This window comes from Mongoliibacter ruber (assembly GCF_003003005.1).
Lineage (GTDB): Bacteria > Bacteroidota > Bacteroidia > Cytophagales > Cyclobacteriaceae > Mongoliibacter > Mongoliibacter ruber.
Genome location: NZ_PVTR01000001.1, coordinates 97,534 through 124,029, shown reverse-complemented (window position 1 = coordinate 124,029; position 26,496 = coordinate 97,534). Strand labels below are relative to the sequence as shown.

At 38.5% G+C, this 26,496-nt stretch carries 21 protein-coding genes; 12 read left to right on the top strand and 9 right to left on the bottom strand.

Annotation, left to right across the window (positions count from 1 at the left end; translation table 11 throughout):
- Window positions 1–43 precede the first annotated feature (43 nt).
- Complete coding sequence (locus CLW00_RS00510; RefSeq protein WP_106131697.1) at window positions 44–661, top strand: deoxynucleoside kinase; 618 nt, start codon at window positions 44–46, stop codon at window positions 659–661.
- Between the two features lie 40 nt (window positions 662–701).
- Here the strand turns inward: CLW00_RS00510 and CLW00_RS00505 are convergent, their stop codons facing one another.
- Genes CLW00_RS00505 through CLW00_RS21300 form a run of 3 tightly spaced genes read right to left on the bottom strand, consistent with a single transcriptional unit; the run spans window position 702 to window position 1,971 of the window.
- Window positions 702–1,346 (bottom strand): DUF7255 family protein, encoded by a 645-nt coding sequence (locus CLW00_RS00505; RefSeq protein WP_106131696.1) that lies wholly within the window; start codon window positions 1,344–1,346, stop codon window positions 702–704.
- Between the two features lie 9 nt (window positions 1,347–1,355).
- Window positions 1,356–1,817 (bottom strand): DUF2452 domain-containing protein, encoded by a 462-nt coding sequence (locus CLW00_RS00500; protein WP_106131695.1) that lies wholly within the window; start codon window positions 1,815–1,817, stop codon window positions 1,356–1,358.
- Window positions 1,810–1,971: a hypothetical protein gene (locus CLW00_RS21300; protein WP_170073151.1), complete on the bottom strand. Its 162-nt coding sequence runs from the start codon at window positions 1,969–1,971 to the stop codon at window positions 1,810–1,812. Before CLW00_RS21300 ends, CLW00_RS00500 begins: the two co-directional genes overlap by 8 nt.
- A 240-nt stretch (window positions 1,972–2,211) precedes the next feature.
- On the opposite strand from CLW00_RS21300, the gene CLW00_RS00495 reads away from it, so the two are divergent.
- The 3 genes from CLW00_RS00495 to ggt all read left to right on the top strand — a co-directional run bounded on the left by CLW00_RS00495 (window position 2,212) and on the right by ggt (window position 6,701).
- Entirely contained in the window at window positions 2,212–2,544 is a 333-nt protein-coding gene (locus tag CLW00_RS00495; protein ID WP_106131694.1) for an Hpt domain-containing protein, read from the top strand.
- Window positions 2,545–2,626: 82 nt separating this feature from the next.
- A complete protein-coding gene (locus CLW00_RS00490) occupies window positions 2,627–4,984 on the top strand; it encodes a S9 family peptidase (RefSeq protein ID WP_106131693.1) in 2,358 nt (785 codons plus the stop codon).
- A gap of 1 nt (window position 4,985) precedes the next feature.
- A complete protein-coding gene (gene ggt / locus CLW00_RS00485) occupies window positions 4,986–6,701 on the top strand; it encodes a gamma-glutamyltransferase (RefSeq protein ID WP_245917132.1) in 1,716 nt (571 codons plus the stop codon).
- Window positions 6,702–6,727: 26 nt separating this feature from the next.
- On the opposite strand, the gene CLW00_RS00480 is transcribed toward ggt, so the two are convergent.
- The gene (locus tag CLW00_RS00480) at window positions 6,728–8,143 is read right to left on the bottom strand and encodes an alpha/beta hydrolase family protein (RefSeq protein ID WP_106132189.1); all 1,416 of its coding nucleotides are present in this window, start codon (window positions 8,141–8,143) and stop codon (window positions 6,728–6,730) included.
- Between the two features lie 45 nt (window positions 8,144–8,188).
- On the opposite strand from CLW00_RS00480, the gene CLW00_RS00475 reads away from it, so the two are divergent.
- Window positions 8,189–8,410 carry a DUF3820 family protein gene (locus CLW00_RS00475; protein WP_106131692.1) on the top strand — a complete coding sequence of 74 codons (222 nt, stop codon included), beginning with the start codon at window positions 8,189–8,191 and terminating at the stop codon, window positions 8,408–8,410.
- 48 nt (window positions 8,411–8,458) lie between these two features.
- Here the strand turns inward: CLW00_RS00475 and CLW00_RS00470 are convergent, their stop codons facing one another.
- Window positions 8,459–10,087, bottom strand: a complete 1,629-nt coding sequence (locus CLW00_RS00470; RefSeq protein WP_106131691.1) for a S8 family peptidase — start codon at window positions 10,085–10,087, stop codon at window positions 8,459–8,461.
- A 264-nt stretch (window positions 10,088–10,351) separates the two neighbouring features.
- Between CLW00_RS00470 and CLW00_RS00465 the strand changes: the two genes are divergently transcribed.
- The 3 genes from CLW00_RS00465 to CLW00_RS00455 all read left to right on the top strand — a co-directional run bounded on the left by CLW00_RS00465 (window position 10,352) and on the right by CLW00_RS00455 (window position 14,382).
- A complete protein-coding gene (locus tag CLW00_RS00465) occupies window positions 10,352–12,799 on the top strand; it encodes a TonB-dependent receptor (RefSeq protein WP_106131690.1) in 2,448 nt (815 codons plus the stop codon).
- Window positions 12,800–12,886: 87 nt separating this feature from the next.
- Window positions 12,887–13,831: a DUF4625 domain-containing protein gene (locus CLW00_RS00460; RefSeq protein ID WP_106131689.1), complete on the top strand. Its 945-nt coding sequence runs from the start codon at window positions 12,887–12,889 to the stop codon at window positions 13,829–13,831.
- A gap of 80 nt (window positions 13,832–13,911) precedes the next feature.
- Window positions 13,912–14,382 carry a hypothetical protein gene (locus CLW00_RS00455; RefSeq protein ID WP_106131688.1) on the top strand — a complete coding sequence of 157 codons (471 nt, stop codon included), beginning with the start codon at window positions 13,912–13,914 and terminating at the stop codon, window positions 14,380–14,382.
- Between the two features lie 56 nt (window positions 14,383–14,438).
- On the opposite strand, the gene CLW00_RS00450 is transcribed toward CLW00_RS00455, so the two are convergent.
- Window positions 14,439–14,954 (bottom strand): hypothetical protein, encoded by a 516-nt coding sequence (locus CLW00_RS00450; protein ID WP_106131687.1) that lies wholly within the window; start codon window positions 14,952–14,954, stop codon window positions 14,439–14,441.
- 125 nt (window positions 14,955–15,079) lie between these two features.
- Here CLW00_RS00450 and CLW00_RS00445 point away from each other — a divergent pair, with 125 nt between their 5' ends.
- The 3 genes from CLW00_RS00445 to CLW00_RS00435 all read left to right on the top strand — a co-directional run bounded on the left by CLW00_RS00445 (window position 15,080) and on the right by CLW00_RS00435 (window position 21,108).
- Entirely contained in the window at window positions 15,080–16,672 is a 1,593-nt protein-coding gene (locus CLW00_RS00445) for an ATP-dependent DNA ligase (protein ID WP_106131686.1), read from the top strand.
- The gene (locus CLW00_RS00440; protein ID WP_106131685.1) at window positions 16,662–19,112 is read left to right on the top strand and encodes a ligase-associated DNA damage response DEXH box helicase; all 2,451 of its coding nucleotides are present in this window, start codon (window positions 16,662–16,664) and stop codon (window positions 19,110–19,112) included. The genes CLW00_RS00445 and CLW00_RS00440 overlap by 11 nt, the downstream gene beginning before the upstream one ends.
- 130 nt (window positions 19,113–19,242) lie before the next feature.
- Complete coding sequence (locus CLW00_RS00435; RefSeq protein ID WP_146131348.1) at window positions 19,243–21,108, top strand: tetratricopeptide repeat-containing sensor histidine kinase; 1,866 nt, start codon at window positions 19,243–19,245, stop codon at window positions 21,106–21,108.
- On the opposite strand, the gene CLW00_RS00430 is transcribed toward CLW00_RS00435, so the two are convergent.
- The 3 genes from CLW00_RS00430 to CLW00_RS00420 all read right to left on the bottom strand — a co-directional run bounded on the left by CLW00_RS00430 (window position 21,105) and on the right by CLW00_RS00420 (window position 24,681).
- Window positions 21,105–22,553: a TrkH family potassium uptake protein gene (locus CLW00_RS00430; protein ID WP_106131683.1), complete on the bottom strand. Its 1,449-nt coding sequence runs from the start codon at window positions 22,551–22,553 to the stop codon at window positions 21,105–21,107. The two genes, CLW00_RS00435 and CLW00_RS00430, sit on opposite strands and share 4 nt — an antisense overlap.
- A gap of 4 nt (window positions 22,554–22,557) precedes the next feature.
- Complete coding sequence (gene trkA / locus CLW00_RS00425) at window positions 22,558–23,901, bottom strand: Trk system potassium transporter TrkA (protein ID WP_106131682.1); 1,344 nt, start codon at window positions 23,899–23,901, stop codon at window positions 22,558–22,560.
- A 105-nt stretch (window positions 23,902–24,006) separates the two neighbouring features.
- The gene (locus tag CLW00_RS00420) at window positions 24,007–24,681 is read right to left on the bottom strand and encodes a tetratricopeptide repeat protein (protein WP_245917131.1); all 675 of its coding nucleotides are present in this window, start codon (window positions 24,679–24,681) and stop codon (window positions 24,007–24,009) included.
- 579 nt (window positions 24,682–25,260) lie between these two features.
- Here CLW00_RS00420 and CLW00_RS00415 point away from each other — a divergent pair.
- Entirely contained in the window at window positions 25,261–26,466 is a 1,206-nt protein-coding gene (locus CLW00_RS00415) for a GTP-binding protein (protein ID WP_106131681.1), read from the top strand.
- Window positions 26,467–26,496: the final 30 nt, after the last annotated feature.

Below are 26,496 nucleotides of genomic sequence, written 5' to 3'. Positions count from 1 at the left end.
TCTTTTCATTATATAGTAGACATCAAGTTTATAATTTATCAATATGCATATAGCAGTGTCTGGAAATATCGGCAGTGGAAAAACCACTCTGACTACAAAATTGGCAAAACATTATGGTTGGAATGCCGAACTGGAAGCAGTAGACAACAACCCTTACTTGGCCGACTTCTATGAGGACATGAAACGCTGGTCGTTTCACCTTCAGGTTTATTTCCTGAACAGCAGATTTAACCAAATCAAGCGAATCAGAGATAGCGGATTATCTGTCATTCAGGACAGGACGATTTATGAAGATGCTTACATTTTTGCAGCAAATCTTCATAAATCTAAGCTGATATCTGACAGAGATTATTCCAATTATCTCGCCTTATTTGACTCAATGATCAATTATGTCAAGGCTCCTGACCTTTTGATATACCTAAAGGCTGACATTCCAAAACTAGTCGGTCAGATTGAAAAAAGAGGAAGAGACTATGAAAACTCTATTCGAATCGATTACTTAAAAAATCTTAACAGCCATTATGAAGATTGGATAAGCTCATATGACAAAGGAAAATTGTTGATTGTTGATGTAAACGAACTGGATTTTGTGGCCCATCCTGAAGATTTTTCAGGTATTGTTCAGAAAGTAGACAGGGAAATGTATGGATTATTTGCCTGACTTATAAATAGTAAAAGCCTTGGCAAAACTGCCAAGGCTTTTACTCCATTTTTCTCTTTAGCCAATTCACTATACCTTTTTGATGTTCCTCTTTTGGATTTCTCAAAAGATCATCTACTTTTTTGAGACTCCCTCCAATCATCAATGTTTCATATTGTGGAATCCTAACCATTTTATAGCCATGTAACCTACTCAAAAGGTCATATTGGGCATCATTATAAGCATTAAGTTTCCATCCTGAAGATCCATTGCCACTTAAGTCACCAAATTCCTCGCTTTTACCAAAAACCTTTGAAGCTATTGGTGGACCATTCCAGATTCTTTCCTGCATACCCGCTTTCATGCAGTCCCTTTCGTAAGTTCTACAGAGGCGCTTGTATGACTCCAACCATTGAAAAGAAAAAGTATCATAAAGATCTGTTTTAAAGGTATTTAACCTATATCTATTAAAATGAACTTCATCATCATACAGGAATAAAAACCGATTGATTTTAAAATCGAATTTGAGTCTTTCCAAAAGTGGCAGTTTACCATTTCCATTCAATGATTGGAAAATTCCATCCAGTAATTTTTCACCTTTTCCTTCTAGGTATTTACCATTTACCTCAAGCTGAAAGTCAATCTCAATGTCTTCAATTTCTAATGAAATTACCTGTATCAGGTTTTGTACTTTAAGTAGATGCATTTGATCATTTTATTCTCCTTGCCGAATAATTTCCCATGTATGGTCGGCCAAAAGTTTAACTTCAGCTACAAAGCTAAGAAACCTTTTCTTCCTACCCCACTCTTCAGGAGCTACCATGCTCAAAAAGTCTGATTCATCATCCTTTTGATATAAAAAATAGTGATGATTGATCAATGGTTCAAAATTCATCGGTGTTTGGTAAATCCTTTCTGATACCTCTACCCTATTTTTGATTGCCTTTGCCTGATCAGCCAATAATTGCATCTGCTTGTAAATCTGAGACATTTGCATATCAGTCTGCGAATGCATTGCAGATACTGCTCTACCGGTAATTTTACCCTTGTCTTCTGGCTTGATAATGGCACTTCCTGACTGATGTGCGTACGGGAGAAGACCAGGCTTATCTGTAGTCATCTCCTTCATCTTGTCAAGGTCAATTTTGTCAATATCAATTTTTTCTTTTTTACTCATTGGTTTTTAGACTATCTGATGGTGCAATTCTCTCCTTAAGGTTTCCTTTAGAACCTGGAAAGGTTGTCCTGCTGGAAATGTCATATCCTATGTACAACATAACCAAAAGAAAAAGGATTGCAAGAATCAGGAATACTAGCTTATTTTTATTCATAATATTTTAGTCTAACTTGTGAAGTGGTTAAACAGTTTGAAACCCCGAAATTAAGTTTTAGCCAGACTATAAAAAACTATACATTCCAAATTATTAATTAAGGTGTCTACTTAAGGATTAAGATTTAATTTATTCAATACAAATATTATATTTGAAAAAAAATCCATTAACTTTCGAATTCTTAAGTAAAATGCATATTCTTGTGTAAAAGATACATTATTCTTTATAATAAATGTTTTCATGTACCAATTAATAAGCCCGCAGACCATTATTCAGTATTTTGGCGACGACGATGAAGAAATGTTGCGCGAGATGATCCAGATCATCATCGATACAAATCTGCATGACCTCAAGTTGCTTGAACCTTACTACAAAAAAGAGGATTTCGCGGTTATTAAAAAGAAATGTCACAAAGCCAAACCGAGCATGAGTTATGTTGGTGCCATGAAAACAAGAAAACTATTAGAGCAGATTGAAGGCGACCTTGAAAATTCCCATAGTACATATCAAGAGTTGCTGAAGCAAATTGAAATTATTGAAAAAGAGCTCAAGACTTTTTTAGAAAGCTTTTAATTCACACTTTTATTCTTCCATACATACTTTTTTTCTGTACACTTCAGGTACTTTATTCCATATTTGTGCAAATTTTATTTCTATGAAAAGATACAGTTTACTACTGATCCTCTCCCTATTTTCATTTCAAAGTATCTATGCTCAAAATCTGTCGGTAGATCAGATTATGCAAGATCCCAAATGGATGGGTAATTTTCCATCCAATGTTTCTTGGGATGAAAAAGGAAAGGTTATTTACTTTAACTACAATCCTGAAAATCATCCCGGTGATTCCCTTTACAAAATCCATATCAGTAATCCTGATAAAATCGAAAAAGTTGGGCTATCTGAACAAAGGAATCGAATTCCTTCAAACGCTCACTCAAACAAGGGGAAAACTAAAAAAATCTTCACTCAAAAAGGAGATCTGATTCTATACGATATTGTCAAGGATGAAAAAATAGTGCTTGTTTCTCTTGGAGAAGGAATATCAAATGCCAAATTTTTAAAAAATGAAAATAGGATTTCATTTGTCATGAATTCCAACATTTACGTTTTTGATATAGATAAGGGAAAACTGGAAAGGACTACTTTTATCAAATCAGGAGAAAAGCCCAAAGAATCTGAACCTAGCTTATCACAAAAAGACGAGTGGCTAAAAAATGACAACAGAGAACTTTTGGGCGTGGTTAGAGAAAGAGAAGAGAAAAAAGAAGAGACCAAAAGCTATTTAGAAGCTACTAAAGAAACTGAACCCTTTACTTTTTACACAGGCAAAAAAGTAGTCAACAATCTGCAATTATCACCTGATGAGAAGTTTGTTACTTTTTCGCTGATTACCAGAGCTGAAAACAAGCGGACTATAGTTCCAGATTACTCGCATATATCCGGATATACCACTGAAATCAATACCAGAACAAAGGTTGGTGATGATCCAATGAAAGTGGAAATGGCTATCTACAATTTAGATAAGGACACAGTCTACACTGTCGATTCATCCAAATTGCCTGGTATCAAGGACCTGCCCGACTATGTTAAAGATTATCCTGACAAAGAGTGGGAGGAAAAAGAGAGGGAATTGGTATTGACAGGGCCATATTTTTCTTCTGATGGAAAGTATGCTGTTGTAAATGGTTATTCCAATGACAACAAAGACCGATGGATTTCCTTGCTTGACTTGAACACAGGTGAGCTCAAAAACTTAGACAGACAGAGGGATGAAGCCTGGATAGCAGGACCGGGAATAGGTGGTTCTTGGGGAAATGCAGTTTTCGGATGGTTGCCTGATGACAAGAATATATACTTTCAATCTGAGGCTTCTGGGTATTCACATCTTTATATTTTGGATGTGCGAAGCGGTACCAAAAGGCAATTGACCAAAGGCATTTTTGAAGTTTTCAATCCAAAAATTTCAAATGATGGTAAATTTTGGTACCTGACCACATCGGAAGTTCATCCTGGTGAAAGACACCTCTATATGATGCCTATTAATGGTGGTCCGTTGGAAAAACTGACAACAATGACAGGGAATAACGATGTAAGCCTTTCCCCTGATGAAAAAAACATAGCAATCTTATATTCATACAGCAACAAGCCTTGGGAATTGTTCCTTCAAGCAAATGAACCTGGGGCCGAACCCAAGCAATTGACAGAAGGACTGAGCGATGAGTTCAAAGCCTACGATTGGAGAGACCCTGAGTTGATCACTTTTGCAGCACAAGATGGGACTCAGGTGCCTGCCAGACTATACAAACCTTCTCAGCGCAATAGGAATGGGGCTGCTGTTATATTTGTCCATGGCGCTGGATACCTTCAAAATGTCCATAAGTGGTGGTCCAGTTACTTTAGGGAATACATGTTCCATAACCTTTTGACCGACCTTGGATATACAGTTTTGGATATAGATTACAGAGGATCCGCTGGATATGGCCGAGATTGGCGAACAGCAATCTACAGACACATGGGAGGGTTGGATCTTTCAGACCAAGTAGATGGGGCTAAGTATTTGAAAGAAAACCATAATGTACAGGAAGACAAAATCGGTATCTATGGCGGAAGTTATGGTGGTTTTATCACCTTGATGGCTTTGTTCAATGAAGCAGAGACATTTACTTCAGGAGCTGCCCTGAGATCCGTAACGGATTGGGCTCATTATAATCACGGTTATACTTCTAATATTCTAAATGAACCTTTCAATGACCCCATCGCATACAAAAGGTCCTCTCCCATTTATTTTGCAGATGGATTACAAGGCAACTTATTGATAGCTCATGGCATGTTGGACGTCAATGTACATTTCCAAGACGTGGTAAGGCTTGCTCAGATCCTGATCGAGCTTGGCAAAGACAATTGGGAAATGGCAGTTTATCCGGTTGAGGACCATGGCTTCGTCGAACCAAGCAGTTGGACTGACGAGTACAAAAGGATATTGAAACTATTTAATGATACTTTATTAGATTAATATGACTATTGTAAATATGGGAAGAAGAGGCTTGAGCTTCTTCTTTTTGTTTTTGATGATTTTTGTTTCCTGTACCAGCTCACTGGATAAGGATCAGAAAGTCAGAGGACTCATTGTCGAAAATGCAATTGTAGTCACCGCAAGAGAAGAGGCTTCTGCAATTGGTCTTCAGATCCTTCAAAAAGGCGGGAATGCTTTTGATGCAATGGTAGCAACTGAATTGGCTTTGGCAGTAGCTTTTCCATTTGCCGGCAATCTTGGTGGTGGTGGATTCATGGTCTATAGACTTGCTGATGGCAGTATAGGAAGTATAGATTACAGGGAAAAAGCACCTCTTGCGGCTAGTAGAGATATGTACTTGGATGAAAATGGAGAAGTAATTCCGGGTTTGAGTACCTTAGGCGCTATGGCTGTGGGAGTACCCGGTACCATAGCTGGCATTTTTGCAGTACATGAGAAATTAGGGACCTTACCCATAGAAGAAATTTTAGCTCCTGTCATCAAATTAGCAGAAAAGGGCGTGGTAGTTACCAAAAATCAAGCGCAAAGGTTGGCTAACAACAGGCAGAATTTTATACAAGTCAATGGAGAGAATACTTTTTTTGCACAGCCCTTTAATGAAGGGGATACCATCAAGTATCCTGCACTGGCCAATACTATTAGAAAAATCTCCGAAAACGGAAGGGACGAGTTTTATAAGGGAGAAACAGCCCAGAAAATTGCTGATTTTATCCAATCAAATGGCGGCATCATTACGCTAGAAGACCTTGAAGCGTATGAAGCAAAATGGAGAGATCCTATCACTTTTCCTTATAAAGAATTTACCGTTGTTTCTATGGCACCACCAAGTAGTGGTGGGGTTACTTTAGCCCAAATTCTCGGAATGTTGGAAGATTTTGATCTTGCATCTATGGAGCATAATAGTCCTGAATACATTCAAATATTGACTGAAGCGGAAAGAAGGGCTTACGCGGACAGGAATTTTTTCCTAGGAGATCCTGACTTTGTGGATATTCCTGTTAAAGAATTGATTTCTAAGGACTACTTACGTTCGCGAATAGCTGATTTCAACCCCAATAAAGCTAGTCTTTCCAGCGATATAAGGGAAGGAAGCATACAGATCGTAGAAAGTGATGAAACTACTCATTATTCAATTGTAGACCAATTTGGCAATGCTGCAGCCATTACCACCACCCTGAATGGGGCCTATGGTTCAAAGCTCTATTCTGATGAATTAGGTTTTTTCTTCAACAATGAAATGGATGATTTCAGTGCCAAAACAGGTGTTCCCAATATGTTTGGCTTAATCGGTGCTGATGCCAATGCAATTGTTCCCCAGAAGAGAATGCTGAGCTCAATGACTCCTACTTTATTGGAAAAAAATGGCGAATTATTTATGGTTGTGGGAACTCCCGGAGGTTCAACCATTATTACCTCTGTTTTGCAGACCATTCTCAATGTAGTAGAATTTGACATGAGCATGCAAGAAGCGGTAAATGCTCCTCGGTTTCACCATCAGTGGCTACCGGATTATGTCAACTTTGAACCCAATGGATTTTCAGTCGGGACTTTGGAAATTCTAAAGGAAAAAGGATACCAAATTAATGAAGGTTACACTCCCATTCTGGGAAAGGTAGATGCGATATTGGTTTTGCCTGATGGGAAATTAGAAGGTGGAGCAGACTGGAGAGGAGACGATAAGGCTGTGGGTTTTTAAGAATTTGAAATTCTTAAAAACCATTATTAGCGTTTTAACTCTCTGATAAACTCCAATATATCATCAAGTACTTGTTGGTTAAAGGTTTCTTCAATTTCCTGGTATTCGGCAACCGCTCCCGTGTCAGCTTTTTGGAAAAGATGGTTTAGATCTTCATATACTTGAAGATTCAATAACTCCTCTTTACCTTCAAACAGTTCGATAAGTTTATTCCCGTTTTGAGCCGCATTGACCTGCAAGTCTTTACCGCCAAAAGCTGCAAATACCGGGATTTCAATCTTGCGGATATCTTCTTCAGGTATATACTGAATAAAATATACCAACCAAGGATTGAGACTGACCTCCAAAGTTGCCAAAAGCGCTTCTTTTTGCTGCAATTTTACCTCATCTGGGAGATCGTAAGTAGTGATCACCTCATCCACCAAATCAGGAATTGCTGATTTTATATCGCTCAAGGAGGCGTTTTCCTTTATCAGATTATAAAACTTCCGGTTTATAGCTACTTGACGGGAGACCATTTCTTGTGTATTGCCAGTACTTCGCGAAATATCCTCCGTTTGCTTGGCCATTAGGTCTGGAATTTCTACGACAGGTCCTGCCAGTGCAATAATGAAATCCACTGCCGTTTTATGATTCTCAGCTGCCAACATCCATGCGATCATTCCTCCTTCACTATGACCCAACATACCTACTTTGTCTTTTTGCACTTGAGGAAGTTCTCTTAAGTACTGTAAACCATACTGGGTATCATTTTTAAAATCTTCTGAGGTTGCAGTACTGAAGTCACCGTCTGACTCACCAACACCACGTTCGTCATACCTCAAAACGATTATTCCATTTCTACTCAAAAAGTCAGCGATGACCAAAAAAGGTTCATGATCAAAAATTGTAGAATTTCGATCTTGAGGCCCAGATCCTGTAACCAAGATCACTGCGGGAAAAGGGCCTTCTCCATCAGGTATGGTCAAAGTTCCTTCAAGGGTAATTCCCTCTTTGGTGTTTTGGAAAGATACATCTTCCGAAAAGTAGGGAAATGGCTCTTTTGGGGTCTGTGGCCTATTCAATGGTATATCCTCATTCTCAGTGTCTGACATTTTGCTCAAGTCCAAGGGGAAACTCATTCCTGACTGCTTAAATGTACCCGAGATCATTTCACCGAGTAGCAACCCCTCGTATTGTATATTGGCAGCGGCAATTTCAAAAGCTACCATGTTTTCATCTATCAAGACTTTAGACAGCTCAATTCCTTTAGCCCCTTGGCTTGGACTATCCATAGAACCTTTCCAGCTGTCACCTTCTTGTACAAACTTAAAAATCAGCGGCAATTTAGTCCCCATCACTTCGAGGACTCCCTCCCACTGACCTTCAACAGTTTGGCAGTTGGCAGGTTGTATTCCAAGAACTAGGAGAAACATATAGACTGAGAAAAAGAGCTTCTTCATGGGGTTTGGCATTAAAATTTGCCCAATTTATATTTTATTTGGCAAATGGATAAAGAAATTTTAATTGATTTGGTTACCAAAACAATGCCTTTCGGGAAATATAAAGGGAGGCTTTTGTGTGATATCCCTGAGCCATATTTGGTTTGGATGCATAGGCAAGGCTTTCCTGAAGGAAAATTAGGAATGTGGTTGAGTACCTTGTATGAAATCCGGTTGAATGGCCTAGAAGAAATTCTTTATGGATTGAAAAAAAGATATCAAAAATAAGCCGGAAAAGTCTGAGACCTTCCCGGCTTTTTAATAAAAGTATTTATTTTAGAAAGAGATTGTTACACTATTTGAACAAGTAGTAGATCCAACTTCACAAACAGAATAAGTCAAAGATCCACCGCCTCTAAAATTAGTCTGATCAACATAAGAGCCATTATTGCTGACAGTGGCTATTTTGGCCCCATCTCTGTAGATGTCAACTTGAGATCCTGAAGCACCTGACCACGCGAGAGATGCTCTCCATCTGCCTTGTACTTTGGTGCCCGAACCGCTTAGGTCGATAGAAGTAGATGGATCATCACCGCCATCACCGCCATCACCGCCATCACCGCCGTCTCCACCGTCTCCACCGTCTCCACCATCTCCGCCATCTCCATCGTCACCACCATTATCTCCTCCATCTCCACCTGAGGATGTTCCAAGAGAATAAAGCAAATGGTTATTTGTAGTTCTTGAATTGGTAACTTTATTTTTGGTAGAGCTGTCAGTCAAGAAGCTATATACTGCCTGAGGGCTTGCAGATGGGTTGGATTGAAGATAAAGTGCCGCAACACCAGCCACATGTGGGGATGCCATAGAAGTACCACTGATTGTATTGGTAGCTGTGTTGCTTGTATGCCATGCTGCTGTGATGGATGCTCCTGGTGCGAAAATATCCACACAATCACCGTAGTTTGACCAAGATGTCTTTGCGTCATTGTTTGTACTCGCGCCAACAGTGTAAGCCTGAGGAGCCCTAGCTGGAGAATAATTACATGCATTGGCTTCTCTTCCTCTGAAATCTCCATTTCCTGCAGCAACTATTACCGGAACGCCATTATCAAACATTCTGGCTACCGCATCATCAATGGCAGCGCTTCCGCCACCACCAAGAGACATATTGGCAACAGAAGGGCCAGAAGCATTGGCAGCAACCCAATCCATGCCTGCAATTACGCCGCTCCAAGAACCTGAACCATTACAATCCAACACTCGGACACCTACTAAAGTCACAGATTTTGCTACACCGTAAGTAGTACCCCCAACTGTTCCTGCTACATGTGTTCCATGTCCATTACAATCTTCAGAATTACCTCCAAAAGCATCATATCCTCTTTGAGCCCTGTTCCCAAACTCATTGTGAGTTGTTCTCACTCCAGTATCAATGATATATGCAGTTACACCAGAACCAGTTGCATTATATGTATAGGTTCCATTTAAAGGTAAATCCCTCTGATCAATCCTATCCAAACCCCAAGTTGCATTGTTTTGAGTAGTTGAAATGGCATAAGCATATTGATCAGGCTCAATGTAAGCGATAGTTGGATCCTGCTCCAGAGCGACTACCTGCTCTTCACTTAACTTTACAGCAAAGCCAGGAAGCAAATTCCCGAAGACCCTCTCAATGCTAGAATCTTCAACACCATAACGTGCTAAGAGCTCCGTAGAAAACTCCCTCATCAAGGACTGAACAGAGGTATATTCTCCAGTCCTACTGAATGTAAGTTGATTTTCCTGCAGCACCACAATATACTGCCCAGGAATAATCCCTTTAGCTGTATCCGTGGTGAAAACATCTAAATCCTCAAAGGATAATTCATTTTCAGCATCCTGACATGAAGTCATTACAATCGCCAAACTTAAGATGAGCAAACCTATCGGTTTACCGATCATCCCGTAAACTTTTTTAAGCATAATTAGTAAAGGTTAGTTAGTTGATTTTGTACATTGTACATATTATAAACATATCAATCTATAAAATATTATTCTACTTTCAATGGCTTTATTTATATAAATACATCTTTTATATTGATTTAACCACGTTAAACCAAATAATATAGCATAGGAAATATTATTAAATTGAATTTATAGAGGAAAAAAATATATTTATTCTTTTTACTTTATCTAAAAATATGACCATTCATGTAAATTGAAAATAATTGCAATAAAGTTGTAAAAATGAAGGGTTCACTAAGGAACTATTCAGGCAAATTGGTACTTTTGTATCTGAAACATTATTGCATTTCCTTGAGTCGCTATTCATCCATTATATTTATACTGTTATTTTTTCTTTCCTATTCCATCCAAGCTCAACAAACGGGGTACTCCCTGAATGGACAGATCAAGGATGAGAATGGTGATGGGTTAATGGCTACAATCTCCATTCATGAATTGGGAAAAGGGACTGTCGCAGATTTGGATGGTAACTTTTCATTTCAAAACCTAAGACCTGGGTCATACCACTTGCATATCACACATGTTGGTTTTAGATCTGAAAACAAGAATATCTTTATAAAAGATGGAGATTCAGATGTTTTTATTTCACTTAAAGAATCTGCAATACAGCTAGAAAGCCTCACGATAGAAGCTAACCCTTTCAAAAATGGCCCTTTGGAGCAATCTCAGACTATCTTGGTCTTAGATAGGGACTTTTTGGAAAGAAATAATGGCGGAACATTTGCCAATGCTTTGGAAAAACTTCCGGGGATCAGCACTATCAATACTGGTGTAGGAATCAGCAAACCTGTCATCCGTGGAATGAGCTTCAACAGGATCATGATCAATGACAGAGGCATTAAGCAAGAAGGGCAGCAATGGGGAGCCGATCATGGTTTGGAAATAGATCCCTTTGATGTGGACCGGGTTGAAGTGGTCAAAGGTCCTTCTTCCCTACTCTATGGTTCAGACGGAATGGCTGGAGTCATCAATATTTCCCCACCTGCATTCAAACAAAATAATGAAATTGAAGCCTCCTTCACTAGTATGTACAGGAGCAACAACGATATGTTTTCTAATTCCTTGGCAGTGGAAGGTAATCAAGGTGATCTGATTTTTGGAGGTAGGTTTACCATGCAGGATTTTGCAGATTATCGGGTTCCAGCTGATCAGTTTAATTACGCAGGCTTCATTTTACCTATCAATGATAATCGATTAAAGAATACGGCAGGGAAAGAAAGGCATTTTTCAACAATGGCCGGAGTAAAAAAAGAATGGGGATTTTCTACTTTGACCGTAAGCCGATTTGATCAGGAAGCAGGTATTTTTGCAGGTGCTGTAGGTGTTCCTAATTCGTATAACCTACGGCATGATGGTGATTTTAGAAATATTGATATTCCCAGACAAAGCAATCAACATCTAAAAGTCCTCTGGAACAATAGTATTTTATTGAATGATTACTGGCTTGAATTGGACCTTGGATATCAAAAAAATGAGAGAAGAGAGTTCTCTAGACCTCATGCTCAGGAAGTAGGCCCGGACAATCCTTTCGGTAACCTTGCACTGTCATTGATTTTGGATGTATTTACTGCAAATGCCCGAATCAATAAAACCCACGGTGATAAAGGCCAAACAGTTATAGGATTCAATTCCCAATATTCCAATAACCAACAGAGTGGCTTTGAATTCCTGCTGCCCAATTTTCAATCTTTTCAAGGTGGGTTGTTTTACTTTAGAGAAATCAAGTTCACCCCAAATTTGATTGTAAATGGTGGTTTGAGGCTTGATGGCGCATACCATGAAATACAGGAACATTTACAGCCAGTTTTTGAAAGGTTGAGACCTACAGGGCAAATGGATCAAAGGAATCCTGATATCCAAAGGGAATTTTTCAATGGAAGTGCCTCTACTGGACTTTCATGGGTGTTTTTGGATAACTTCAATTTGAAGTTCAATCTAGGATCTGCATACAGAATCCCCACACCAATTGAATTGTCTTCAAATGGCGTACATCATGGAAATTTCCGTCATGAAGTCGGTAATGCTAACCTTGAAAGAGAAAGAAGTTATCAGTCTGATATCAATCTAGCCTATTCCAGTAAACGGTTTTTGATTTCAGTCAGTCCTTTTTTCGGTTATTATGATGGGTATATTTACCTCTCGCCAGCTGCAAGATTCTCACCATTGCCTGGCTCAAGTATCCTGTGGGAGTACAGGCAAAACAATGCAATTTTCACTGGTGGCGAACTGCAGACGACATACTCCCCCATAAATAATTTTTCGGTCAAATTAGGCGCTGAGTATGTCTATAATAAAAATCTGGACACTGGTTTACCTTTACCCCTCACTCCCCCGTTTAGTGTTTTGTCAGGAGTAGAGTATAAATTACCACAGGTAGGCCGACTGATAGATAATCTTTATGTTTTTGCTGAACTCAGGTATGCTTCTGACCAAAATCGGGTGGATAGAAATGAGCGAACCACAGAGGGCTATACATTACTTGAAGCTGGGCTCGGAGGTGATGTAAACTTTGGAAAGCAGGAAGTGAAGTTTCAACTTTCTGGACAAAATCTCACCAATGCTGTATATTTCAATCACCTCAGCCGCTACCGACTTTTGAATTTACCAGAGCAAGGCAGAAATATCAGCTTTTCAATCAAGGTTCCAATCTCCATCAGGGACAAAAATTAATCATCTTTTTATTGACTTCTCAAATTAGGAGAGCTATATTTGCAACCATATTGCATTTACAACTTTATTACATTAATTGCTAGACCAATGAAAAAAATACCATTATTAATCAGCTCGCTATTTATTGCGGCACTTTTTTCCTGTTCAGATGAAAATGACAATCCTCCTGTACAGGATTTAACGGCACCTGAATTAGGGTTTGCTGAAGGAAGAGATAGCTTTAGACCTATGGAAAATGAGGTGATGCCAGCGACCAAAGATCACTTACATTTAAGGTTCAGTGTTAGCGATGAATCGGGAATAGGACAAGTTTTGGTAGATATCCATAATTCATTTGATGGTCACACCCATGGAAGGTTGAACAACACATTCACAGCATTGAATGTAAAAGACATATACAGTCCGGATGCCTCTCAGCCTTTTTTGAGATTTCCTGAAGGTGCCACTTTCCTAAATGTGGATGGTAGTGCGACTGATATTTACTGGGAAGGATCTACTTCAAGGGTTGAGAATAATGTCTTGGCAGGTCCATATGATATCGTGATCTCAGCTGTGGACGTAAATGGCAATCAGACTTCTTTTGCTGATAATAGCAATTACATCGCTACATTTTATATCGAAAGACCATATGCGCCTATGATTGCAGTGACCAACCTTCATGATGGTGAAATTGAGGGTCAAGCTGGAGAAGCTCTTGAAGTACAAGGAAGTGTTGCCAAAGCTGATCACGAATTGGGGTCGGAAATTACTTTTCTTTGGGTCAGACTAATGGAGGAAGATGATGACCATGGTCATGAGCATAGAGTTTCAGGAGAAGAGTTCTACGAAAAAATGTGGGGTACATCTGCATACAGAGATGGAAAAAGCGGTCCTGCTTTACCTAATGCAAATGAGTTGAAATTTGAAGACATCTTGACAGGTGATAACTCGATTATTTTACCTGAAGGGGAAGATCACTTGGAATTGGTTATATGGGCTGAAGATGCAAATGGAAACATCACTAGAAAAGTATATGAAGTTCATATTGATTAATCACTAATCTATTACTATTATTGGAGGGAAAATCTTAAGGGGTTTTTCCTCTTTTTAGTTTGAACCAACCAAATCTACTTATGAAAAAAGTAATATTTTCAGTCCTTTCTGCCACTTTATTTCTTTCTGTTATTTCTTGTTCTGAAAAAAAAGATCAGGAAGGCGACCCTGCCCTGTATGCTGAAGCCAACGAAATTCACCAATCTTCTTTGGATTTAAGAGAAGAAATAATGGAGTTGGAAAAGACTTTGAAGGAAAATGATATTGAAATTAGTGAAATCAAAGACCTTCTTAAAGTTTGGGACAAAGACATTATCGAAGTGCCAGGCTATGAGCATTCACATGACGATGAGCATCAGAGAAAATACCATGTCCACAATCCCATGAAGACATTTTCTGATGAGGAGCATTTAGAATATCAAAAAGTAATGCACCAAGAAATCATGGATATCAGAAACAAAATCCATGAAATTCTCTTGGAAAAGTCTAATAAAAGCGATGAAGAAGACAGGGATTTATTGGAAGAAGTAACTGATCCAGAAGAAGCTTAAAAAACTATATTTCTTATTTAAATCAAAAAAGCCATCGACATGATGGCTTTTTTGATTTAAAAATAAGGGGAGCAAATCGTCATTTTTTCTCTATCAAAACTCACTGGACTATTGTCGTTGAGACCAACGTTTCCTGCTACCAATATTGTCTCATAATCAGGCCCAGAGTCGGCTAAATGCACTTTGACATGTCCATCAAATGTTTTAAAATCTTCCAGGGTTAAAGTTGTCTGATCAGACAAAACACCCAAAACTGTAGTGCTTTTTAGCGATCTGATATCAATAGGATCTAGTAAGTGAGCAATTGGTGCATCCACATCATCGTATGCGCCAAAATGCAAATGGGCTGTAAAAAAGTAGACATCATCACTTTTAGTGCCATCCAACTCAATGCTCAATTCTAGCTCTCCTCCTGTCAATTCCCTTACAATCAACTTTCCAGAATAGTCAAAATCTGACGACTGATGCAGCATATACTCAATTTCGCTGCCAGTATAAAGTGGATCTCCCTTATCTTCATTACAGGAAATCAAGAAAAGAGATATAATAAAGGGATATAGTAACTTTTTCATAAAGCAGGAGTTTTCAAATTACAAAACGATACCAATAGCAAAGTAGTTTATTTTATTCGTTTAATTTACGCTAGTATTTTATAAAAAATGGTGACCAAAGTTACCAAGCAATCCATAATTCCTATATGAAGCAATTTGCATCACTTTTTTTGAAATTAGACCAAAGCAATAAAACGAAGGACAAGCTTTCCGCATTACAGGAATATTTTTTAGAAGCTTCCAATGAAGATAGATTATGGACACTAGCCCTATTTACCCATAAAAGACCTAAAAGGCAAGTCAACACCAAATTGCTGCGTGAATGGTGCTGCGAACTTGCCGGCATTCCTGATTGGCTGTTTGAAGAGTCATACAATACGGTGGGAGACCTTGCTGAAACACTGTCCCTCCTACTTCCAATCAATACCGAAAGTCAAGATGAAAGCCTTTCATTCTGGATATCTTTTCTGATGAACTTAAAAGACCTTTCCGAAGAAGAAAAAAAGGAGCAAATTTTATACGCCTGGTCTGTTTTGGAAAAGGAAGAGCAATTTATCTTTACTAAAATCATCACGGGAGGATTTCGGGTTGGTGTCAGTCAAAACCTGATTACCCAGGCTGTTGCCAATGCTTTTGAAATGGAAAAAACCGAGGTTGCTCACAGACTTATGGGTGATTGGGAACCTCAAAACACTGATTTTACGGATTTGATTTTATCCAAAAACCCTTCTGATGACTTATCAAGGCCATACCCATTTTTCCTTGCCCATCCTTTAGAAAAGGATTTGGTGGATTTAGGAAACATTCAGGACTGGCAAGTTGAATGGAAATGGGATGGAATTCGTGGACAGTGTATTTATAGAAAATCGGAGGTATTTATTTGGTCAAGAGGTGAGGAATTGGTCACTGAGAAATTTCCTGAATTGGCTGATATGGCTATAAACCTCCCTGATGATTGTGTGCTTGATGGTGAAATTATCACTTATAAAGAAGGTAATCCGCTGCCCTTTTCTTTGTTGCAGACACGGATTGGCCGTAAAAATCTCAGTAAAAAGATTTTGAATGAGGCTCCAGTGAGTTTTATATGTTATGATGTATTGGAGTACAAGGGTCAAGACATGAGAAAAAGCAGTATGATACAAAGGAGATATATTTTGGAGCAAATTGTAATTGAAACCAATCATCCAAACTTGATATTGTCCAACACCATAAAAGAAACTTCTTGGGAGGCACTAAGCGTTTTGCACCAAGAATCCCGAAAAATGATGGCTGAGGGGTTTATGCTCAAGCGTAAAGATTCACCTTATGAAGTTGGAAGGAAAAGGGGGAATTGGTGGAAGTGGAAAATTGAACCGCTGACCATTGATGGTATCATGATCTATGCACAAAAGGGCCACGGTCGCCGTGCTGATTTATACACCGATTATACGCTTGCCGTTTGGGATGGAGATGCTTTGGTCCCATTTGCAAAAGCATATTCCGGGCTCACTGATGTAGAAATCAAAGAAGTAGACAAGTATGTCAAGCAAAACACAATGGAAAGGTTTGGCCCTGTCAGAACTGTAAAAGCCGGCTTGGTATTCGAAATTGCTTTTGAAGGAATTCAGCAAAGTAGTCGCCATAAATCAGGAATTGCATTGAGATTTCCAAGGATACAGCGTTGGAGAAAAGATAAACCAATTGAAGAGGCCAACACTTTGGAGGACTTGAAAGCACTTTTAAACCTATATGGAGGATAAAGATTTACAGCCGGCTTTTGATTATTTCCTATCAAAGAATTGGAAACCCTTTGAATTTCAGGTTCAGGCATGGAAAGATTTTTTGGAAGGAAAATCCGGTATCCTCAATGCCCCAACAGGAAGTGGGAAAACCTTTGCCTTGTGGTTTCCTGTGATTTTGGCATACATCAAGCAAAATCCCAAAACCTGGCAAAAACCACAAAAAAACGGACTTAGGATCATCTGGGTAACTCCTTTGAGGGCATTGGCAATGGATATACAGAAAGCGATGCAGGAAGTCTGTGATGACATTGGATTGCCTTGGAGGGTAGCAGTCAGAAATGGAGATACAAGTACAAAGGAAAGGGCATCACAGAAGAAAAATCCTCCGGAATGTCTTGTAACTACTCCTGAGACTTTACATGTTTTACTGTCTCAAAAAGATAACTCTAAGCTTTTTAAAAACTTAGAGTGTATCATTATTGACGAATGGCATGAACTCATGGGCAACAAACGTGGAGTTCAAGTACAGCTTGCATTGGCGTACATCCGATCGATTCAAAAAAATAAAATAAAAATATGGGGAATTTCTGCTACCATAGGTAACATTCAAGAAGCATTTAGGGTGCTTTTGGGAAATGAGCTACCGGTACATATTGTAAAAGCAGAGGTAGATAAAAGAATCAATATCAATACGGTGTTTCCCGATGAACTTGAAAAGTATCCCTGGGCTGGGCATTTGGGGATCAAACTCATTGATAAGGTACTACCGATTATAGACAAACATCAATCAGTGCTTCTATTTACCAACACAAGGGCTCAAACAGAAATTTGGTATCAGAAATTGATGGAAATAAGGCCGGATTATGCAGGATTAGCCGCTGTCCACCACGGTTCTCTGGATCAAAAAGTAAGAACTTGGGTGGAAGAAGCCCTACATCTAGGCAAGTTAAAAGTCGTGGTTTGCACTTCATCCCTTGACCTTGGTGTGGACTTCAGACCTGTAGATGCTGTGATTCAAATAGGAAGTCCAAAGGGTGTCGCAAGATTTGTACAAAGGGCTGGAAGATCAGGTCATCAACCTGGATTGCCTAGCGAAATCTATTTCGTACCTACCCATTCTCTGGAACTCCTTGAAGCGGCTGCACTGAGAAAGGCAACTGCAGAAAGAGATATGGAATCCATACATTGCCCTACCCTTACTTATGATGTTTTGATCCAGTTTATGGTCACTTTAGCCGTCGGTGAAGGTTTTTATTCAAACTCACTTTACACGGTCATAAAAGAGACGTATTCATTCAAAGACCTGAGTGATGAAGAATACGATTGGATGCTTTCCTTTGTCACGAAAGGTGGAGCATCTTTGAGCGGTTATGAGGAATTTGCGAAGGTAGAGATAGAAGAGGATGGAAAATACCTTGTCAATAATAGAAAAACAGCTATGCGCCATAGACTTAGCATGGGTACAATTGTCAGTGATCCAATGCTAAAGGTAAAGTTTCAAAATGGAACCTTCCTTGGTATGGTGGAGGAATATTTTTTCTCAAAAATGAAACCGGGAGACAGGTTCTTTTTTTCAGGAAGGAATTTGGAATATGTGAAAATCAGGGAACTGAGTGCCATAGTCAAACTCTCTAATAAAAAAAGCAGTAACACGCCTTCATACATGGGTGGACGGATTTCTTTGACTTCCAAATTATCTGGAAAAATCAGGGAGATTTTAGAAGACAGTATACAGCATAATTACTATTCGGAGGAGGTGGAATACTTGCTCCCACTTTTGAATTTACAACAGCATTTGTCCTTAATTCCTGATAAGCATACATTTTTGATTGAAAAAAACATATCCAAGGAGGGACACCATATATTCTTTTTTCCATTTGAAGGAAGAATGGTACATGAGATTTTGGGAGCTTTGATTGCTTATAGATTATCAGTAAGTTTTCCGATCACGATAAGCATAGCCATGAATGATTATGGATTTGAACTGCATTCAGATCAACCTATTCCAATAGAGGAAGCTCTTGAAGAAGATCTTTTTACAGAACAAAACTTAGAGGAAGATATTTTAGCCTGCATCAACGAAAGTGAAATGGCAAAAAGAAAATTCAGGGATGTAGCCACCATTTCGGGACTTATTTTTCAGGGCTTTCCCGGTAAACCCATTAAACTCAAACACCTTCAATCCAATTCAGGGATACTTTATGGGGTGTTTGAAGATTACGATCCTGAAAACTTATTGCTAACACAGGCGCATCGGGAGGTATTGGACATGCAGATGGAAAAAGATAAAGTTTTGAACGCAATCAGAAAGATAAACAATCAACAAATTATCCTTAAAATTCCAGGTCAGTTCACTCCATTTTCATTTCCTATTATGGTGGATAGACTTAGGGCTTCTTTAAGCTCTGAATCTCTTGAAGATAGGATTACCAAAATGAGAGCACAAATGATTTCATAAAATGACATTTCATTTTGTTAAAGGCAAATAAAAACATAATTTCAACCGGAAATAGAAAATTATCGTCTTGAAAGCTATAGTCACCACCCAGGCACATTTGCTGTACATTTGTGTCCTCATTTTTGTACTCGTGACAACCTCATTTTCATCAGTTGCACAAAGTCAATTGTATGCTGACCACCAACTCAAAGCTGATAGTTTAAATAATCTATTAATTAAGAGCAGTACACCTAAAGAAAGGCTGAGTATTCTTTCAGATCTTGTTTGGGAAATTCATTATTCAGATACGGCCCAAGAGTATTACATGGAGGCCATTGAGTTGGCCAAATCTCTTGGAAACTCAAATCTTGCAGCCCAAAATATAAACAGGCTTGGCGTTTATTACAGAAATAAGAACCTTCAAGAAGAAGCTCTTGTACACTATCAAGAAGCATTGGAACTAAGTCAAGCCGCTCAACTTGACATTCAAATTGGTCATTCTTTAAATAATATTGGTCAGATTTATTTCTACAGGGACCTTTTCGAAGAATCTCTCGAATATTATAAAAATGCCGAAAGTTATTTTCTCAAAGCCAACGACCAAGACGGACTTGGCTATAACTATACAGGTATGGCAGTGGTTTTGGGTGAATTGGGAAGGTACCTAGAGGCTATTCAGGTAATTAACAGAGCCATTGAAATACGCGATAGTTTGGGCAATGGACGTCAACTTGTGGTCTCAAAATTCAACCGAGCCAATTTATTGATGGACATGGGGGATTTTGAAAGCGCTGAAATAGATATGGTCAATCTATTAAACTTCGGTCTGGAGAATGACTTGGTAAGGGCCTTGAATGCATTGGAAAAACTTGTAGAATTGAAGTTGAAACAGGGAGACACAAATGCTGCTGTTTCCTATGCCGAAACAGCCATACAACTCCACAAAGAGCGCCCGAATTCTGAATCTATGATTCCTATTTTTCAGCAGATGAGCCAATTATATTTTCAAAAAGGAGACCAAGAAAAGTATCAATACTACAATGAATTATTTCAGGAGGAAAGAAATATACTAAACGTAGAAAAAACAAAAAATCACCTTTCTGCAATTACTATCAAAAAACAGAAAGAAGAAATAGAAACCCTAAGCAGAGAAAAAGATTTAATTGAAAAAAACAAGAAGACCCAAAGATACCTGGCAATAGCCATGTTGGTCATAATGGCCGGTTTGATTTACTTCCTTTTTACTTACTATCATTTTTTGAAAAAGGAAAAGGAAAAAAATGAAATCCTCATCCAGCAGAAAAAACAAATTGAAGAACAAGCTTTAGAATTGGAAGAATCCAATAGGGTTAAGGATAAGATTTTTTCAATAATATCCCATGACCTTCGCGGACCTCTACATTCTTTGATTGGTTTGGTTCAGTTGGTCAATGAAGATAACCTCAGCAAAGAAGACTTCAAGGAATATATCCCCCAGGTGGCCAATAGTTTAGGTGAAAATGAACAGTTGCTTGAGAACCTATTGATTTGGTCAAGGAATCAAATGAAGGGTATGAAAGTAAACAGGACAAAAGTGAATATCCATGATTTGGTTGAAAAAAATATCAGATTATTGAATCAAACAAACCTGTATAAAGGACAAACAATCATCAACCAAGTACCTGAAAATCTCTTGGTGTATTCAGACAGGGATATGTTGGATATCGTGATCAGGAACCTACTCACCAATGCACTCAAATATACCCGCAATGGAGATGGAATCGCCTTTGATATCAAAGAAGATTTGGACAAGCATATCTTCAGCGTGCGTGATGAGGGGATTGGAATAAAAGAAGAGTTTATGAAAAACCTGTTCAGTAATAAATTTTTCACATCTCCAGGTACCCAACAAGAGAAAGGAACTGGGCTGGGTTTGCTATTGTCCAAGGAGTTGATCAACATGAATCGAGGAGAAATCTGGGCTGAGAGCATTTCGGGGCAAGGTTCAGCTTTTTCGTTCAGTATTCCCAAAGTTTAGTTTGCTCTCCAGAAATATGGTGTGAAAAGCACTAGAATGGTGAACAATTCCAGCCTTCCCAATAGCATTAAAAAGGAAAGGAAAATCTTAGAGAAAGGATCGAAGAAAGCAAAATTATCCTCAGGTCCTACCCTGCCTATGGCTGGTCCAACATTACCTAAACTTGTGGCAACGGCACCAAAAGAAGTTAGGATGTCATACCCCATCAATGAAATCACTATAGAACCTACCACAAATATCATCAGGTAAATCAACAGAAAATTCATGATATGAGTAATGATTTTACCTGTGACTCGATCTCCATTGATTTTTAAAGGTACTACTGCTCTTGGATGTACAATTCTTTTGAATTCAAGCCAGGAATTTTTGAAGAAAGTCAAATGACGTACAAACTTAATTCCGCCCGAAGTGGAACCGGCAGAGGCACCTAAAAACAAAAACATGAAAAAAATCAATGTAAGTCCTGAGTGGTATGCTGTATAATCACTGGTGACATATCCTGTAGTTGTTATGAGAGAGGTGATTTGAAAAAGGGTATCCCTGAAAGCTTTCTCGAACCCTTCTGCTGAATAGTACCAAACCGGACCGACCAGCAAAATCAAAAAGATTACCAATGCAATAACATAAGCCTTGAATTCATCAGAGTGCCAAACTCGCTTAAATCTTCCAGTAAGTCCAAAATATATTAATGTGAAGTTTGTCCCTGACAAAAACATAAAAAATATGGCTGTGTATTGTATAATCGGAGAAAAATAAGCCATGCTATCATTCTTAGTAGAAAATCCTCCAGTAGCCATAGTCGTCAAGGCATGGTTGACAGCATCATAAAAATTCATTCCTTCTACATAATACAAGACTCCTACAGCAACAGTCAATCCGATATAAACAAACCAAAGTCTCTTTGCCGTCTCCCTAATTCTTGGATGCAGTTTATCTGAAGTAGGTCCTGGTGATTCAGCTACAAACAACTCAATTCCTCCTATACCCAAAAGTGGGAAAATGGCAACCGTCAGCACAATAATTCCTAATCCGCCTATCCACTGAGTCATTGACCTCCAAAAGAGAATTCCTTTTGGAGTCGCTTCAATATCTGTGAGAATTGTTGCACCTGTAGTAGTCAAGCCTGATACAGTTTCAAATATGGCATCTGGCAAGTTGTCCACTACACCACTGATCAAATAAGGTAGCATTCCAAAAATACTCATAAACAGCCAACTTAGAGACACGATGAGGTACCCTTCTCTTTTCCGGATATTTTGATCTTGATTTGAGAAAGAAAAAAACAATGTGGCTCCAATGGCAAAAGAAGCAAATGCTGAATAGAGCAGCGGGGTTTGATCTCCGCTCTCATAATAATAGGCAAAACCAACACCTGGAAGCATTAGTAAAGCTAGGATCATCAACAATGCTCCCATAATTTTACCTATAGCTTTGAAATGAATCATAATATCAATGGAAAAGCTTTTCTAAAGCCGCTTTGGCAGAAGGTAATGCCAAAACTATGGCCTTGTCGTTAAGCTGAAGCGTAAATTCACCATCAGGAATGTAGACTTCATCTTCTCCCCTAATCACTCCAGCTACAATCGCAGTATCCGGAAAATGAAGGTTCTTCAACGGATTTTTTGTAGCCCTGTTATTCTTACTGACCACGTATTGTATGATTTCAGCATCTACTCCATATATACCCGAGACGGCTTCCACTGTACCTTTTCTAAGAAAACGGGTTATCTGATTGGCGGCTACCAATTTTTTGTTGATCAATGAATCTACTCCGATACTATGCGAAATATGAATATATTCCCTAGTATCTACATGTGCAATTGTCTTGTAAACACCATGATTTTTGGCACTTAATGAAGTGATAATATTTGTTTCAGACGAATCTGTTAAAGAAATAAAAGCATCCATTTCCTCCAATCCTTCCTCTAAAAGAAGTTCTATGTTTTTGTAATCTCCATGGATGACTAAAGTACTGTTTAGCCTCTCTGAAAGCCATTTACACCTCTCCTTATCTCTATGTACTAGGGTAACCCTGTAATCACCTTCTAAAGTCATAGAAGTGGTATAAGCCATATCATCTCCACCGATGATCATTACATTTTTGATGGTGACTTTTTTCTGTTCCAAAAGATCCACAATAGAAGTCACAGCTTTCTTGTTTGAAATAAAGAAAACATGGTCATTGTTCCTGATTATTGTATTTCCTCTGGGAATTAAAGTCATTTGATCCCTCACAATCGCAATGATTTTTACATCTTCAAAAATGGAGTTATTCCTCATGTCGGCAATCTTCTTGTTGACAAGACTGCTATACTGGTCTAAAGTGATACCTACCACATTGAGTTTACCACCTTCAAACTCAAAAACATCCGAAAAAGTAGAGTTTTTTATCATCCTTGAAATCTCTCCACTACACAACATCGTAGGAGAAATGATATTGTCAATACCTATATTCTTGAAGTAAATATCATTTTCAGGATTCAAATAATCATGATTTCTAACCCTTGCAATTACCCTTTTGGCTCCCATTTGTTTTGCCAAAACTGCAGCCACTATGTTGGTTTTCTCCGAAGTGGTAACTGCCATAAACATGCTTGCTTCCGGAATATTGGCATTTTTCAGCACATCCAAAGCTGTAGCATCTCCCCAAACTGTCAAAACATCCAAATGTGCAGCAGCGTAATCTAAAGCATCCTTATCTAAATCAATCAGGGTGATGTCTTTATTTTCAAAACTGAGACGTTCGGCCAAATGGTAGCCCATGTCCCCTGCACCCGCTATGACTATATTCATAAAAGATTTTTTGTTTATAAATGGTAAAAATTTATACGAATCCCTACCATCAAGTTCCGAAAGGTAAATGCTTTTAAAACTTTACCCAAAAAATCCACTCACAATTTATTTACAATAAGACTGAAGGTATTTTTCGGTCACTGTACTGCCAAGTTCCAAAGCTGTTTTCCAATCCTTACATGCGGCTTCTTTTTTGTCTGTTCTAAAATAAGCATAGCCCCTATTTGTCAGTATATCATAATTGTCTGGACTCAGGGTCAAACCATAATCATAATCCGGAATGGCCTTCTTGTATTGATTCGTCTTCAAGTAACAGTTGCCTCTATTGAAATAATATGCCCAAACCAATGGAAAATCCTCCCCATTGATTTTGCTATAATTAATGGCATCTGTGTAAGCTAAAATAGCCTCATCAAACCGCTGTTCTTTCTGAAGAAGATTTCCAAGGTAATAGGCCATTTCATCGTCTTCTTCAAAGATCTCAAGCCCTTTTTTGAGCACATTTACCACTTTTTCCACCTTCTCATCTACGTTTCTCCCCGCTCTGTAGTAATTCAGGTAAGCAGGGTGAAAAGAAGGGTCATCTTCCAAAACTGATTCCAATATCTTTACAGCGCTAGCGTGTCTCTCATCTTCTATCATGTCCAATGCCGTATTGTTGATCACAATGGAGTTTTCCCTCACTTCTACATCTACATCATAAATTTTTTGGGCCTGCACAGACATAGTGAGTATGGTCAACAGACTTGAAATTAAAGCGCCAACTTTTATTTTTTTCATGTGTTTATAATTTTTTTTCAGCAGTCGCCCGGATTAGTCGGGGCAGACTATGGAATCTGGCAATATAGATAATCATCCCACTTTGTTTCGTTTTCGTTATGCCTACCTGATTTAGGTAGGTAGGCTCAATTTTATGAAAACTTTAATTTTGATTTTGAACAAAATTCAATGCCCTATTAACGTCTTTGCCGACCAAATAATTTCTTCTCTAAGTTATTCTGTCTTATTCTCAAACAGTAGAATTGCAAAATAGATAAAATTTCTGTTTTAAATGGATTCTAGTTTGTACTCATTCACAAATGATCGCTGATAATTTAAAGGATATATGATTATCCGCAATCATGCCACTAATCAATTAAACGAGAGTTTATTGGCAAACGAATACTAGTAGATATTTGATATTGGTTCGAAGTCACAGGTTAATTCTATTATTTAGATTCTACTGGTATGAAAGCGGATATATATAAAAGGATAAATCTGGATGCTTAATATCAAACAATACTACGATTTAAGATAGGTTTTTGATTTACTTTTTTATATTTGCAACATTATTGCATTAATTTAAACATCAATAATTAAATGAATACTCATAAACTCCCCGTAACAGTTCTTAGCGGTTTTCTTGGAGCTGGCAAAACCACATTGCTTAATCATATTCTACACAACAAGGAGGGGCTAAAAGTGGCCGTCATCGTCAATGACATGAGTGAAGTGAATGTCGATGCTCGGTTAGTAGACAACGAAAACACCTTATCCAGAACAGAAGAAAGGCTTGTTGAAATGAGCAATGGCTGTATTTGCTGTACGCTAAGGGAGGACCTGATGGTGGAGGTAGAAAAACTGGCAAATGAAAAACGTTTCGATTACCTACTTATAGAAAGTACGGGAATCAGTGAACCTGTTCCTGTAGCTCAGACATTCAGTTTTGTGGATGAGGAAAATGGGATTGACCTTTCTAGGTTCAGTTATGTTGATACTATGGTGACAGTAGTGGATTGCTTTAATTTTTTCAAAGATTTCAATACTGATGACATGCTGGTAGATAGGCAGCTGACAGATATTGAGAATGATTACAGGACAATCGTCAACCTGCTGACAGATCAGATTGAGTTTGCCAATGTCATCATTTTGAACAAAACAGACCTGGTCGATGAAAATACAGTAGGCTTGCTAAAAGCATCTATTAAAAAGCTTAATCCAGGAGCAAAAATTCTTAGCTCCGAATTTGGTAAGGTAGCACCATCTGAAATACTCAACACGGGACTTTTTGACTTTGAAGAGGCCCAATCATCTGCTGGCTGGCAAAAGGAACTACAATCAGATGGACACACTCCCGAAACAGAAGAATATGGTATTGGCTCATTTGTATTTAGAAACCAAAAGCCATTTCACCCGGAGAGAATGTTTAAATTCCTAAGTGACAATTATCCTGGAGGAGTAATCAGAGCAAAAGGTTTGTTTTGGCTAGCTTCAAGACCAGACGATGCATTAAACTTTTCACAGGCTGGAGGTTCGTTTCGGATGGAGAAAGCTGGTGTTTGGTGGTGCAGCATGCCCTATTCACAAAGAATAAAGTTTGAATCCTATGTGTACCACCAAGAATTTATAGAATCAAAATGGAGTAAAAAATGGGGAGACCGTATGAATGAGTTGGTCTTTATAGGTCAAGATCTGAATAAAGAAGAAATTCTGGAAACATTGGAATCCTGTCTTTTAAATGAAAATGAGGTTTTTCAATTTGAGAAAAGGGAAAAATTCTATGACCCCTTCCCTGCACAGATTTGATTTTTAGGGTGATAATTTAAGGGGGAGTTT